General features: G+C 51.3%; 11 protein-coding genes, 1 pseudogene and 1 riboswitch. Of the genes and pseudogenes, 1 reads left to right on the top strand and 11 read right to left on the bottom strand.

Annotated features, from left to right (window positions below):
- Positions 1-68 precede the first annotated feature (68 nt).
- The 11 genes and pseudogenes from FAH67_RS07640 to FAH67_RS11855 form a co-directional block, all read right to left on the bottom strand.
- Positions 69-1757, bottom strand: a complete 1689-nt coding sequence (locus FAH67_RS07640) for a glutamine--tRNA ligase/YqeY domain fusion protein (protein ID WP_039863671.1) — start codon at positions 1755-1757, stop codon at positions 69-71.
- A gap of 105 nt (positions 1758-1862) precedes the next feature.
- On the bottom strand, positions 1863-2642 hold the full coding sequence (locus FAH67_RS07635) for a DeoR/GlpR family DNA-binding transcription regulator (RefSeq protein ID WP_063068458.1): 780 nt from the start codon (positions 2640-2642) through the stop codon (positions 1863-1865).
- A gap of 72 nt (positions 2643-2714) precedes the next feature.
- Positions 2715-3428, bottom strand: coding sequence for a GntR family transcriptional regulator (locus FAH67_RS07630; protein WP_003679890.1), 714 nt, complete (start codon positions 3426-3428; stop codon positions 2715-2717).
- A gap of 262 nt (positions 3429-3690) precedes the next feature.
- A complete protein-coding gene (locus tag FAH67_RS07625; RefSeq protein ID WP_003679886.1) occupies positions 3691-4110 on the bottom strand; it encodes an OsmC family protein in 420 nt (139 codons plus the stop codon).
- A 111-nt stretch (positions 4111-4221) separates the two neighbouring features.
- A complete protein-coding gene (thiD, locus tag FAH67_RS07620) occupies positions 4222-5031 on the bottom strand; it encodes a bifunctional hydroxymethylpyrimidine kinase/phosphomethylpyrimidine kinase (RefSeq protein WP_039863669.1) in 810 nt (269 codons plus the stop codon).
- Positions 5032-5255: 224 nt separating this feature from the next.
- On the bottom strand, positions 5256-8120 hold the full coding sequence (gcvP, locus tag FAH67_RS07615) for an aminomethyl-transferring glycine dehydrogenase (RefSeq protein WP_003679883.1): 2865 nt from the start codon (positions 8118-8120) through the stop codon (positions 5256-5258).
- A gap of 55 nt (positions 8121-8175) precedes the next feature.
- The gene (locus FAH67_RS07610) at positions 8176-8727 is read right to left on the bottom strand and encodes a DNA-3-methyladenine glycosylase I (protein ID WP_003679881.1); all 552 of its coding nucleotides are present in this window, start codon (positions 8725-8727) and stop codon (positions 8176-8178) included.
- 107 nt (positions 8728-8834) lie between these two features.
- Positions 8835-9221 carry a glycine cleavage system protein GcvH gene (gene gcvH, locus FAH67_RS07605; RefSeq protein ID WP_100066423.1) on the bottom strand — a complete coding sequence of 129 codons (387 nt, stop codon included), beginning with the start codon at positions 9219-9221 and terminating at the stop codon, positions 8835-8837.
- 107 nt (positions 9222-9328) lie between these two features.
- A complete protein-coding gene (locus tag FAH67_RS07600; protein WP_244284771.1) occupies positions 9329-10318 on the bottom strand; it encodes a glycosyl transferase family 90 in 990 nt (329 codons plus the stop codon).
- A gap of 85 nt (positions 10319-10403) precedes the next feature.
- Positions 10404-11504, bottom strand: a complete 1101-nt coding sequence (gene gcvT / locus FAH67_RS07595) for a glycine cleavage system aminomethyltransferase GcvT (RefSeq protein WP_003682517.1) — start codon at positions 11502-11504, stop codon at positions 10404-10406.
- Between the two features lie 207 nt (positions 11505-11711).
- Positions 11712-11808, bottom strand: a riboswitch (glycine riboswitch).
- A 96-nt stretch (positions 11809-11904) separates the two neighbouring features.
- Positions 11905-12012: pseudogene (locus FAH67_RS11855) on the bottom strand (IS5/IS1182 family transposase); the annotation flags it as partial.
- A gap of 106 nt (positions 12013-12118) precedes the next feature.
- Here FAH67_RS11855 and ubiB point away from each other — a divergent pair.
- A complete protein-coding gene (gene ubiB, locus FAH67_RS07585; RefSeq protein ID WP_003682514.1) occupies positions 12119-13630 on the top strand; it encodes a ubiquinone biosynthesis regulatory protein kinase UbiB in 1512 nt (503 codons plus the stop codon).
- Positions 13631-13733 lie beyond the last annotated feature (103 nt).

Raw genomic sequence — 13733 nt, 5'->3', positions numbered from 1 at the left:
GACAAAGGCCGTCTGAAAACCGGATTTCAAGTTTTCAGACGGCCTTCAATATAGCTGTCGCAAACAGATTACTTAGGCTGCCAAGAATCTTTCAGCGTGACCGTGCGGTTAAACACCGGCGTGTCTTTGCTGTGGTCTTTGCGGTCGGTGACGAAGTAGCCGATACGCTCGAACTGCCAACGGCTTTCTGCCGGCAAATCTTTTGCGACAGGTTCGGCGTAGGCAGTGATTTCCTTGATGGATTCCGGATTGAGGAAATCGGTAAACGGCAGGTAGTTGCCGTCTTCGCCGCGCACGGCATCGGGACGCTCGACGGTAAAGAGGCGGTCGTACAGGCGGACTTTGATTTCGGCTGCGTGTTCGGCGGAAACCCAGTGAATCACGCCTTTGACTTTGCGGCCTTCGGGATTTTTGCCCAAGGTATCGTGGTCGATGCTGCATTTGAGTTCAACCACATTGCCTGCCGCGTCTTTGACTACTTCATCGCACTTGATGACATAGCCGTGGCGCAAACGCACTTCGCCGCCGGGAATCAGACGTTTGAAGCCTTTGGGCGGATTTTCGGCAAAGTCGTCGGCTTCGATATAGATAGTTTGTGAAATAGGTACTTCGCGATCGCCCATTTCTTCGTGGTTCGGGTGGAACGCGGCGCGGCGGCTTTGGGTTTTGCCGGCTTCAAAGTTGGTCAGCGTTACTTTGAGCGGGTTCAAAACCGCCATCAGGCGCGGGGCGGAGTTTTCCAACTCTTCACGAATCGCGCCTTCCAACACGCTCATATCGACGATGTTTTCAGATTTGGAAATACCGGCGCGTTTGGCAAACAGGCGCAGGCCTTCGGGCGTGTAGCCGCGACGGCGCATACCGGAAATGGTCGGCATACGCGGATCGTCCCAGCCGGAAACGTGTTTTTCCACAACCAACTGATTCAATTTCCGTTTGGATGTGATGGTGTACAAAAGCTCCAAACGGGAAAACTCGTATTGGCGCGGGCGTGTGGCATGCGGCGCGGGGATGTTGTCCAGCACCCAGTCGTAGAGCGGACGGTGGGCTTCAAATTCGAGCGTACACAGGGAATGCGTGATGCCTTCAATGGCATCGGAAATGCAATGTGTGTAGTCGTACATCGGGTAGATGCACCATTTGTCGCCGGTGTTGTGGTGATAGGCGCGGCGGATGCGGTAGATGACGGGATCGCGCATATTGATGTTGCCCGAAGCCATGTCGATTTTCAGGCGCAGGGTTTTGCTGCCGTCGGGGAACTCGCCGTTTTTCATACGCGTGAACAGGTCGAGGTTTTCTTCGATACTGCGGTCGCGGTAAGGGCTGTTTTTGCCTGCTTCGGTCAGCGTACCACGGTATTCGCGCATTTCTTCAGGGGTCAAATCATCGACATACGCCTTGCCGTCTTTAATCAAACCGACGGCGTAGTCGTAAAGCTGGTCGAAATAGTTGGAAGCGAAACGCGGCTCGCCAGCCCAATGGAAGCACAACCATTCGACGTCTTCTTTGATGGCGTTGACGTATTCGTCGTTTTCTTTTTCAGGATTGGTATCGTCAAAACGCAGGTTGCACAAGCCGTCGTAAATATACGCCAAACCAAAATTCAAGCAGATAGATTTGGCGTGGCCGATGTGCAAATAGCCGTTCGGCTCGGGCGGGAAGCGGGTTTGGATGGCTGTATGTTTACCGCTTTTTAGGTCTTCTTCGATGATGGTGCGGATGAAATGGTTGTCCGCAAATTGGTCTTTATTCAACATAATATTTCTTTGATGGGAAAATGATTTTCTGTTTTCAGACGGCCTGAACATTCAATCAGGCCGTCTGAAAGGAATGGAATGATGGCTCAATTGTACCCGACTTGGCTACTTTGATACAGGGTCGGCAACCTGCCACGCCACGCCACGCTCGTTTAGGGTTTTTTGCATGGCGGCGGATGGTGGGCGGTCGGTAAACAGCTTATCGAATGCGCCGATATCGCCCAGTCTGACCAAGGCATTGCTGTTGAATTTGCTGTGATCGACGCCAAGATAGCGCACTCGGGCATTGTTCACCATTGCCTGCATGACGCTGACTTCCTTGTAATCGTCATCCAAAAGCGAGCCGTCGTTTTCTATGCCGTGGGTACTCATGATGGCATAGTCGACTTTGAATTGGTTGATGAAATCGACGGTCGCCACGCCGGTAATACCGCCGTCCAAGGGGCGGACCACGCCGGAAGCGATGATGACCGTGTAGTCGGTACGCGCCGCAGTGATGGAGGCGGCGTAGATGTTGTTGGTGATAATCCGCAGATTTTTACGCTGTCTGACCAACTCGGCGGCGACGGCTTCCATGGTGGTGCCGATGCTGATAAACAGCGAGGCATTATCGGGAATAGTGGAAGCAATCAGACGGGCAATGGCGTTTTTTTCCTGCTGCTGATGGTTGCGCCGCTCCTGCCCTGCCGTTACAACCGAAACGTCGCCCAAAGATGCGCCGCCGTGATAGCGTTTGAGCTGTCCGGTCTCGCTCAACTCTTGCACATCGCGGCGTATGGTTTGCGGCGTAACATCCAAATTTGCCGCCAATTCTTCCACCGTCATAAAGTTATGTTCGCGGACAAGGGTGAGGATATGTTCGTGTCTTTGGATTTTGGGTTTCATGGCGTTTCGTTTTGTAGGGATAAACCAATGGCCGTCTGAATATTTCAGACGGCCTTGTTATTGTCAAACCGATTACATCTCGAGTTTCTGTTCCAAGCGTTCCATACACGCGCCCAAGTGGCGGCGTATGACTTTGGTCACACGGTTGCGCTTGCCTGCCAGCAACAAATCGAGAATTTCCCGGTGTTCATGGTGTGAATTGGAATCGATGTTGCGCTTTTCTTTGCGAAGCGGATCGGAAACGGCCACAATCAATGAAGAGCGCGCACACAAGGTATTCATGATTTCAAACAGGACATTATTGCCCAGTAGTCGCGCCAATTCGACATGGAATGCATTGGACAGGCGGTTCCAACCCACGCGGTCGCCGCTTTCGGAGGCTGCACCCTCTTGCTCAATCATGGCGTAAAGCGGTTGCAGACGCATTTCCAAATCAGGCATATCGATAAGGAGGCTCAGAATCATGCTTTCCATTTCGATACGCGTGTTGAACACGTCTTTCATTTCTTTTAAGTCCGGTACATGGACAAATGCGCCGCGATTGGGCTGCAAATCGACGATTTTGTCGTGCGCCAAAAGCGACAATGCGCCACGTACGGTATTGCGCGAGCAAACCATTTGTCGACAAAGCTCGGACTCGGTCAGTTTTTTGCCCGGCAACAGCAGATGGTCGGTAATGCCGTCCAAAATCAATGCGTACACGCGGAAGAGTTCGGAATCATGACGCTCTTCCAAAATAAGCGATGAAGTTGCAGGCGCAACGTTGGTATTATTTTCGTAATCCATAATGTTTCCCCTGTATCCGTATTAAGGCGCAAGCGTTTACAAGCCTGCATCTTTCGGGGTTGTTTAAAATATAATTAAAAATTGTTGACAATGTTAAACGAAACTTGCACAATGAGATCAACAAGCCAAGTTATAAAGGCTGATAGAGAGAGAAGAAAAAGGAATAAAAAGCAAGCAGATATATTCATGTTAATGCGTGAATATATCTGCTTTTTTTGTGGGTAGCCGGTTCACGCTCCGACACGACCACCCTGAAACCGCCCTATTCTGTTTCGACAATCTCGAAGCTGTGGCTCATTTTTGCCGCTTTGCCCAGCATAATCGATGCGGAGCAATATTTTTCGGCAGACATCTGTACGGCGCGTTCAATCGCGCTTTCCTGCAAATCCCGACCATACACTTTGAAATGGATATGGATTTCGGTAAACACGCGCGGCGCGGTGTCGGCGCGTTTGGCAGTCACTTCGGCACGGCAGTCGGTGATTTTTTGGCGTTGTTTCTCGGCAATCATCACCACATCGATGCTGGAACAGCCTGCTACACCCAACAACAGCATTTCCATCGGGCTGGGGCCGCGTTTGACTTCGCCTTCAGCCGCCGCGCCTTCCATCACAACGCTGTGTCCATTTGCCGTTGTACCGACGAAGCACATTCCGTCTATCCATTTTGAGGTAACTTGCATGGTGTCTTTTTTATCCGTAAAAGCATTAATCCGATATTGTAAACAATTTCAAGTGATAAACCTAGTCAGGCCGTCTGAAAAATACAATCAATTACAATTGATTTGAACGCATTATTCGTCCCGATACGCCCAATGATTGACCGGCCCGTGCCCTGCCCCGATGCCCAAAGGATGGGAAATGGCGGCGGCAATATAGTTTTTTGCCGTTTGAACCGCTTCGGACACACTAAACCCTTTTGCCAACTCGGCAGTAATACAGGCAGAAAACGTGCAGCCCGTGCCATGCGTATGCGGCGTTGGGAAACGTTTGCTGTTCAGCTCAATGGTTTCGTATGGCGTAAACAGCCAGTCGGTGCAATATTCGCTTTGGCTGTCGGCAAGATGACCGCCCTTAATCACCACATTTTTCACGCCCCAATCCTGAAGAATTTTGGCGGCGCGTTCCGCATCTTGGCGGTTTTCAATATTGATACCCGTCAATGCCTGCGCTTCGGGCAGATTGGGGGTCAATACGTCCGTATGCGGCAGCAGCAGGCGTTTCATGGCTTCGACGGCTGAATTTTCCAACAACGGCGCGCCTCCTTTGGCAATCATGACCGGATCCAACACGCGTTTGCCGAAGCCGCATTCGGCGGTTTGTTCCGCCACGCATTCGATGATTTCCGCCGTACCCAGCATGCCGATTTTATAGGCGCGGATTTGAAAATCCTCCTGAATCGCGGCAATTTGCGCCGCAATCATGTCGGTCGGTATCGGATGCACTGCCGATACGCCCAAAGTATTTTGTGCGGTAACCGCTGTCAGTACGCTGGTACCGAACACGCCGCGCATCTGAAACGTCTTCAAATCCGCCTGTATGCCCGCGCCGCCGCCGGAATCGGAGCCGGCAATCGTCAGCGTTTGAATAAAAAGTTCGTCCATCGTGTCCTCCTGTTTTTCAGACGGCCTTTTGCTTATCGTTATGGGAAGCCGTTTGGTTTTATCCGCAAGCAAAGGCATTCGCCGTCTATCTTTCCGAATGCCTTTTCTGTTGTTTTACCAAAAACAAATGTATGTTCTCGGGCGAAATATCTTAACAAACAAAAGGCCGTCTGAAAACTATTTCCATTTTCAGACAGCCTGTTCAATTTTAAACCTATTCAGGCTTAATCTTCGTATGCGTCAATCGGCAAGCAGGAGCAAATCAGATTGCGGTCGCCATACACTTCATCTACCCGTTTCACGCTCGGCCAGAATTTGTGTTCGCGGACGAACGGCAATGGGAAGACGGCTTCTTCGCGGGAGTACGGATGCGCCCATTCGCCGGTTACATCAGACGCGGTGTGCGGAGCGTTGACCAGCGGGTTGTCTTCTTTCGGCCATTCGCCGTCGATGACTTTCTGCACTTCGCGGCGAATGGATTTCAGGGCGGCGATAAAGCGGTCGAGTTCGGCTTTGCTTTCACTCTCGGTCGGCTCGATCATCAGCGTACCGGCAACAGGGAAGGAAACCGTCGGCGCGTGGAAGCCGTAGTCCATCAGGCGTTTGGCGATGTCGGTTTCAGTGATGCCGCTTTCGGCTTTGAGCGGACGCAAATCGACGATACATTCGTGCGCAACACGGCCGTTTTTGCCTGTATACAGAATCGGATAGTCTTCGCTCAGACGTTTGGCAACGTAGTTGGCGTTGAGCAATGCCCAGCGTGTTGCCTGTTCCATTCCTTGTTTGCCCATCATGGTCAGGTACACCCAAGTAATCGGCAGGATGGACGCAGAACCGAAGGCCGCAGCAGCAACGGCGGTTTGGTCGGCACTGGCGCTGTGGGTGTCGGTCAAAGCGTGTCCCGGTGCAAACGGGGCAAGGTGGGCTTTCAAACCGATAGGGCCGACGCCTGGACCGCCGCCGCCGTGAGGGATACAGAAGGTTTTGTGCAGGTTCATGTGCAATACGTCCGCACCGACTTCGGCAGGCTGCATGATGCCGATTTGGGCGTTGAGGTTGGCGCCGTCCATGTAAACCTGTCCGCCGTTTTCATGGATGATGCGGCAGATGTCGCGGATGCCTTCTTCGTACACGCCGTGGGTGGACGGGTAAGTAATCATGATGGCGGACAAAGCGTCGCGGTGTTGCTCGGCTTTGGCTTTCAAATCGTCGATATTGACGTTGCCGTGTTCGTCGGTATCAACAACGACGACTTTCAAGCCCAGCATGGCCGCAGTCGCAGGGTTGGTGCCGTGGGCGGACTTAGGAATCAGGCAGATGTTGCGGTGTCCCTCGCCGTTGGCTTCTTGATAGCGGCGGATGGAGAGCATGCCGCTGTATTCGCCCTGCGCGCCAGAGTTGGGCTGGAAGGAAATCGCGTCAAAGCCGGTGATGGCTTTCAGGCTGTTTTCCATATCGGCGAGCAATTCGCGGTAGCCGGTGGTTTGCGCTTCAGGAGCGTAAGGGTGGATGTCGGAGAACTCAGCCCAAGTAATCGGCAACATTTCCGCAGTCGCGTTGAGTTTCATGGTGCAGCTACCCAATGAAATCATGCTGCGGTTCATCGCCAAGTCGCGGTCTTCGAGTTTTTTCAGGTAGCGCAACATTTCGTGTTCGGTGTGGTAACTGTTGAACACAGGATGTTGCAGAATGTCATCTTGACGCAGCAATTCGGCGTTCAGACGGCCTTTGATATCATCGGCAAATGTGAACGTATCCTTGCCGGTAAACGCGCGGTACAAATCAACCAAATCTTCAACCAAATCTTCGTATACCGACGTTTCATGGAATGCAGCCGCAACTTGAGTATTGTTGACACGGCGCAGGTTGTAACCTGACTCCAAAGCAGCGGCAAACACTTGGTCTGCTTTCTCTTTGCTGCCGAAATCGACGGTAACGGTATCGAAGAAGACCTTGTGAACCACATTCAGGCCGTCGGAAACCAGCGCATCGGCAAAGGCAGAAGCCAGCGCATGAATGCGGTTGGCAATGCGTTTCACACCTTCCGGGCCGTGGTAAACGGCATACATACCGGCCAAGTTCGCCAGCAATGCCTGCGCGGTACAAATATTGGATGTCGCTTTTTCGCGGCGGATGTGTTGCTCGCGGGTGGACAACGCCATGCGCAAGGCAGGTTTGCCCGATGCGTCTTTGGATACGCCGATGATGCGGCCCGGGGCGGAACGTTTGAACTCATCTTTAAACGAGAAATAAGCAGCGTGCGGACCACCGAAGCCCATCGGCACGCCGAAGCGTTGGGTGTTGCCCAAAGCAATATCTGCGCCCAATTCGGCAGGCGGTTTCAGCAAAACCAAGCTCATGATGTCGGCGGCAACGGCGACAATCGTGCCTTTGTCTTTCAGACGGCCTATGACACTTTGTAAGTCTTGCACGTCGCCGTCTTTGCCGACATATTGGAACAGTGCGCCGAAGTATTCGCCTTCATCCGCTTTGGCAAAATCGCCGACTACCAGCTCGAAGCCGAAATATTTGGCGCGGGTTTTCATCACGTCCAAAGTTTGCGGATACACGCGCGCATCCACAAAGAAGCGCCTGGATTTCACTTTGCCCACGCGGTGCGCCATCGCCATCGCTTCGGCGGCGGCGGTCGCTTCGTCCAGCAAAGACGCGCCTGCCACGGGAAAACCGGTCAAATCGATACACACTTGTTGGAAGTTCAACAACGCTTCCAAACGACCTTGGGCAATTTCCGCCTGATACGGGGTGTAGGCGGTATACCAACCCGGATTTTCCAGTACGTTACGCAAAATCACATTCGGCACACGGGTCGGGTAATAGCCCAAGCCGATATAGGACTTGTTAATTACGTTTTTCGACGCAATGCCTTTCAATTTCGCCAATGCGTCTGCCTCGGTCAAGGCCTCGGGCAAATCGAGTTCAGACGGCATACGAATGCTTTGCGGCACGGTATTGCCGACAAAATCGTCCATGCTTTTCTCGCCGAGTGCTTCCAAAAGCGCAGCCTCGTCGCCAAAGCTCAAATGGCGCGCGGCAAATTCGTTGGGGTTGAACAGTTCGGATAGTTTCATTTCTACTCCTTCGGTGTTATCGATATCAACACTGTTTTTTCTTGCAGATGTTGTTTCAGACGGCCTCCGCCCACTTTGGACGATATGCCAATATTTCCCTATAAACCGGACAGGTTTCCACATGCGCGCCGGGCAGGTAACCGGCACTCATTAAAAATTCGCCGACGATTTCGCCGCCGACAAATTTGAAATGTTTTTTAAACAGCTTCACCCATTCAGCCTTGTCGAGCGGATGGTTCGCATCGAGCCAGTTTTTGAATGAGCCGTACTCTTGCTGTATTTGTTTGATTTGTCGCGCGTTATAAATGGCTGCGTTGATTTTCAGGCGGTTGCGGACGATGCCTGCATCGGCAAGCAGTCGCTCAATATCGGCTTCGTCAAATGCAGCGACCGTATCGATGTCAAAACCTTTAAATGCCGTCTGAAATGCCTGCCGTTTCTTCAGCATCAGCGTCCAGCTCAATCCTGCCTGATTGATTTCCAACACCAGCCTTTCAAACAATTCATTGTCGTCCTCAATCGGAAAACCGTATTGCGCGTCGTGATAATGTCTGTTGGGGTTGTCCGTATCGTCAGGAAGCGTGGCGACAAATTCGCAGTAATTCATGTTTACTGAGGGGAAATTGAAACAAAGGCCGTCTGAAAGCATTTTTCAGACGACCTAAGACCTGCAATATCAAACAGTTGAAAAACCTGTTTGGATGTTTGCAAAAATCAAGCTACTTCGCCTGCGTATTGTTCGGCAGTCAGCAGACCGTCGTAGTCGGCAGGGTTGGCAGGTTTGATTTTGAAGAACCAGCCTGCGCCGTATGGGTCGCTGTTGGCAGTTTCCGGCGCGCTTGGCAAATCTTCGTTGACAGCAACGATTTCGCCTGCAATCGGCGCGTACACGTCAGATGCGGCTTTTACAGACTCAACCACACCGGCTTGCTCTTCGGCGGCAAGGTTCGCGCCGACTTCGGGCAACTCGACAAACACGATGTCGCCCAACAGCTCTTGCGCGTGATGGGTAATGCCGACGGTGATGGTACCGTCTTCTTCAAGGCGCAGCCATTCGTGGCTGGCAACGTATTTCAGTTCAGCGGGGATGTTGTTGCTCATGGTTTGATTCTCCATTGGTTTTGGTTTAAAACTGGGAACGGAACAATATTTTTCCGTATCAACTCCTCCAGAGGAATACGCTCCTCAAATCGGATGCCGCAGCCAAACTAAATTTGTCCTGACATCTCGAAATATTTCTTCAATACCATCACATTGGCGATGGTTTCCAGATTTTTGTCAAAAAACGGTTTAATATATTCTTTCGAAGCTTCCACAATCTTACGAGCTGCATCGGGATGAGAACGGTAAAACGCCAATTTTTCGTTAAGGTCTGAATAATCGTCTTCAAGAGATACGTAATGCAAATCGGGAATCATCAAACCTTCACAAAACCACGTTTCATACTTGGGATGCGTCATAAAGCATACTGAGTTTGATGCGGAAATCCACTTCAAATTGGTTGCCACATCATTTCCTTCAATACTTAAAATATAGCGATAAGCGCATTGCTGGGAAATCGTCAAAAAATCCCGATGATACGGTTTCCCCAAGGAAACCTTATGTACGCATCCAACATCACAATCAGGATGATTGTGGAATTTTTCTAAGAAACTCACACGATGCGGCTGCTCAGAAAATGCCGCGCCACGCCACACCAACAACTCTTTCTTATCCTCAAAAGGAAAGGGATCAGGTCGAACATAAAAATGACGTACGCTATCCAACCGTGTCATTACACTATTTTGATTCGACTTTCCAATCGGCCGGCTTTTGACAAAAGCGGGCTGTCCGGGAACATGGGTAACATCACCAAACAAATACGAAAAACACGCCTCTTTTGGAAAATACCGGGTATATTCTGCCAAGTCGAAAAAATAGGCTGAATCGTGATTGCGCTTAAACATACCGACTGAAGCAAAAGATACTCCTTCAGTCGGCTTACTAGCATTAAATGGTTGTTCTAAACGATTGCAGTAATCTATCCTGGTCTGAAGATAACGACGAACATCATCCGGCAAAAGGGAAAATGCCTGTTCTATGTCAGACCACTTTCGTTTAAGTACAGCATACGGAAAAATTTCCAAATAAGCATGAGATGCGTAATAACGCAATTTATGCAAACGTCGGTAATAAACTTCTAAAGGTTTCAATTTCACACTCAGTACTTAAATTTGGAAATCCGTAATCACTATTAAAACAGTAATGCAGGGCAGAAAAGCATCCATCTGCCCTGACTTTTACTTAATCAAACTGTTTTTGACCGTTGCGGACAAATGGCAGCTTCAATACGCGCACGTCCACTTCTTTGCCGCGCATCAGCACTTTGGCGGTATCGCCGTCAAAGTCTTTCGGTACACGCGCGATGGCGATGGATTGTTTCAGGCTTGGAGAGAATACGCCGCTGGTGGTTTCGCCTTTGCCTTTGTCGGTCAACACTTCCATATGCGCGCGCAGGATACCGCCTTTGTCGAGCAACAGACCAACCTGTTTGACGGCAACGCCTTTTTCTTTCAATGCCAGCAAAGCAGTTTTACCGACGAAATCGCGGCTTTCGTCTTTCAAGTCAACGGTCCAACCCATGCCTGCTTCGAGCGGGCTGGTATTGTCGTCCATATCGTTGCCGTAGAGGTTCATACCGGCTTCCATGCGCAGGGTGTCGCGTGCGCCGAGGCCGCAAGGCTGTACGCCTGCTGCTTGCAGGGCTTTGAAGAATGCGACGGCTTCAGTACCCGGCAGAATCACTTCAACGCCGTCTTCGCCGGTATAGCCTGTACGGGCGACAAACCAGTCGTTGCCCAAGTCTGCACCTTGGAACGGTTTGAGGCTATGAATCACGTCTGCCCATTCGGGTTTGACGGTCAGGAGTTTTTCGATGGCTTTCGGGCCTTGTATGGCGAGCATACCGAGGTCGTAGCGCGGATTGAAGGCAATGCCGAATTCTTGTCCGACTTTGTGGAATTGCGCCGTGTCTTTTTCGCGGGTCGCACCGTTGGACACGATGCGGTATCGGGTCTCGGCTTCGTTGGTGCGGTAAACGATTAAGTCGTCAATCACGCCGCCGTTGTCGTTGAGCAAAGCAGAATAAAGGGCTTTGCCGACAAAAGCGAGTTTGGCGACATCGTTGGCAATCAGTTTGCGGAAAAAGGCTTTGGCATTTGCGCCTGCTACGTCGGTAACAAGCATATGGGATACGTCAAACATACCGGCGTCGGTGCGCACGGCTTCGTGTTCGGCGATTTGTGAACCATAATGGATGGGCAGCTCCCAGCCGGCAAAATCTACCAGCTTCGCGCCTGCATCTTGATGGGCTTGATGAAATGGGGTGGTTTTCAGAGCAGTCATTCTCAAGTTTCTCCGGATTTTTTGTTCAGATGCCGCCCGCGCACCTGTGCGCGGAAGACCCTATCTGTCCTTGAACCTGAGATTTTCGGCCGTATCCGCTTGATGGCAAACCAGTCTGCTCACTGCTTTGCGCGGTTGTCTGAATGGTGGTTCAGACGGCCTTCTCCCCTTCGGTGGGTGCGATCGCACCGCTCTCCAGATGTTTTATTTCAATGTGCAGTCCCTGTTGCCTGAGCGATTTAAGGGCATCTGCGCCTTCGGCGGCTACGCGTAACCTGATGTAGCTCTCTCCTGCACATGGCGCGATTATGGCTTGAAAAGGCAGTTTGGGCAAGTAGCCGGCGAATATTTATGATGTGAATATTCGTCTTTTTATTGGGGCGGCAAAACCTAAGCCTTTGTATAGTGGATTAACTTTAAACCAGTACGGCGTTGCCTTGCCTTGCCGTACTATTTGTACTGTCTGCGGCTTCGTCGCCTTGTCCTGATTTAAATTTAATCCACTATAAAATTGTTAGCCATGCGGCAAATGTTTTTGCAAAAGTCTCAGGCCGTCTGAAGCCCTTACCCGTTTTTCCTATATAATTCTGTTTTTCGATTTATCTGCGTCCATCATGAACCGCCTCAAACGCATTAAAACCATCCTCTGCACGCTCTACCGCTACCGCCTTGCCGAGCTGATTGCCTCGCTGGTCCGTCCGGGTTGGGCGCGGACTTTCCTCAATATGCTGCCGCAGTCGTCCAAGTTCAAACACGAAACGCCTGCCGTGCGCCTGCGTTTGGCGTTGGAAAGCCTGGGGCCGATTTTCATCAAATTCGGACAGGTATTGTCCACGCGCCCCGATTTGATTCCGCATGATTACGCGTTCGAACTGGCAAGGCTGCAAGACAAAGTGCCGCCGTTTGACGCGCAGCTTTCGCGCTCGCAAATCGAAAAATCTTTGGGTCAATCCATCAACACTTTATACGCGGAATTTGAAACAGAGCCTGTCGCCAGCGCGTCTATCGCCCAAGTACACAAAGCCCGCCTGCATTCGGGCGAACAGGTCGCAGTGAAAGTCTTGCGCCCCAACCTTTTGCCCGTGATTGAACAGGATTTGTCGCTGATGCGCTTTGGCGCGGGCTGGGTGGAGCGTTTGTTTTCAGACGGCAAGCGTTTAAAGCCGCGCGAAGTGGTGGCCGAATTTGACAAATACCTGCACGACGAATTGGATTTGATGCGCGAAGCCGCCAATGCCAGCCAGCTCGGTCGCAATTTCCAAAACAGCAATATGCTGATTGTGCCGAAGGTGTTTTACGACTACTGCACCAGCAACGTACTGACCATCGAATGGATGGACGGCACGCCGGTATCCGATATTGCCAAACTCAAAGCAGACGGCATTGATTTGCACAAACTTGCCGATTACGGCGTGGAAATCTTCTTCACGCAAGTTTTCCGCGACGGTTTTTTCCATGCGGATATGCACCCCGGCAATATTTTGGTCGCCGCCGACAACCGCTACATCGCCCTCGATTTCGGCATCGTCGGCACGCTAACCGATTACGACAAGCGCTATCTTGCCATCAACTTCCTCGCCTTCTTCAACCGCGATTACCGGCGCGTCGCCACCGCTCACATCGAATCAGGCTGGGTGCCTGCCGACACGCGTGCGGAAGAGTTGGAAGCCGCTGTCCGCGCCGTGTGCGAGCCTGTGTTCAACAAACCGATTTCGCAGATTTCCTTCGGCTTGGTGCTGATGCGCCTGTTTGAAGTCAGCCGCCGCTTCAATGTCGAAATCCAACCGCAGCTGGTATTGCTGCAAAAAACGCTGCTCAACATCGAAGGCTTGGGCCGCCAACTCGATCCCGATTTGGACTTGTGGAAGACCGCCAAACCGTTTTTGGTGCGCTGGATGAACGAACAGGTCGGCCCCAAAGCCCTTTGGCGCAACCTTAAAAACGAAGCTCCCGACTGGGCGCAAATCATCCCTTCCCTGCCGCGTAAAATCAGTGCGCTGATTGATGAAAACCGCCGGCAGGAAATGCGCGATGCCTATGTACATTTGGTCAAAGTACAGCAACGCCAAAGCCTGTGGCTGGGTGTAATTGCGGTTGTTTTGTTGCTGATTTTGCTGTTTAAGTAAACCGTAATACAGCTTTAAACGACATAACAAAGATAGTGTATTGCATTGTCAAATATCTTTACATTTCTTAATAATGCAAATAAGCGCACCCTATTTAGGGTGT

This window comes from Neisseria flavescens (assembly GCF_005221285.1).
Classification (GTDB): domain Bacteria; phylum Pseudomonadota; class Gammaproteobacteria; order Burkholderiales; family Neisseriaceae; genus Neisseria; species Neisseria flavescens.
Note: the sequence above shows the minus strand (reverse complement) of the source record. Positions and strands in the feature narration are given on the sequence as shown.

Excerpts from the sequence above, each read along its gene's own strand:
- FAH67_RS07640 (WP_039863671.1), bottom strand. The coding sequence starts at position 1,757 with ATGTTGAATAAAGACCAATTTGCGGACAACCATTTCATCCGCACCATC.
- FAH67_RS07635 (WP_063068458.1), bottom strand. The coding sequence starts at position 2,642 with ATGAAACCCAAAATCCAAAGACACGAACATATCCTCACCCTTGTCCGC.
- FAH67_RS07630 (WP_003679890.1), bottom strand. The coding sequence starts at position 3,428 with ATGGATTACGAAAATAATACCAACGTTGCGCCTGCAACTTCATCGCTT.
- FAH67_RS07625 (WP_003679886.1), bottom strand. The coding sequence starts at position 4,110 with ATGCAAGTTACCTCAAAATGGATAGACGGAATGTGCTTCGTCGGTACA.
- thiD (WP_039863669.1), bottom strand. The coding sequence starts at position 5,031 with ATGGACGAACTTTTTATTCAAACGCTGACGATTGCCGGCTCCGATTCC.
- gcvP (WP_003679883.1), bottom strand. The coding sequence starts at position 8,120 with ATGAAACTATCCGAACTGTTCAACCCCAACGAATTTGCCGCGCGCCAT.
- FAH67_RS07610 (WP_003679881.1), bottom strand. The coding sequence starts at position 8,727 with ATGAATTACTGCGAATTTGTCGCCACGCTTCCTGACGATACGGACAAC.
- gcvH (WP_100066423.1), bottom strand. The coding sequence starts at position 9,221 with ATGAGCAACAACATCCCCGCTGAACTGAAATACGTTGCCAGCCACGAA.
- gcvT (WP_003682517.1), bottom strand. The coding sequence starts at position 11,504 with ATGACTGCTCTGAAAACCACCCCATTTCATCAAGCCCATCAAGATGCA.
- ubiB (WP_003682514.1), top strand. The coding sequence starts at position 12,119 with ATGAACCGCCTCAAACGCATTAAAACCATCCTCTGCACGCTCTACCGC.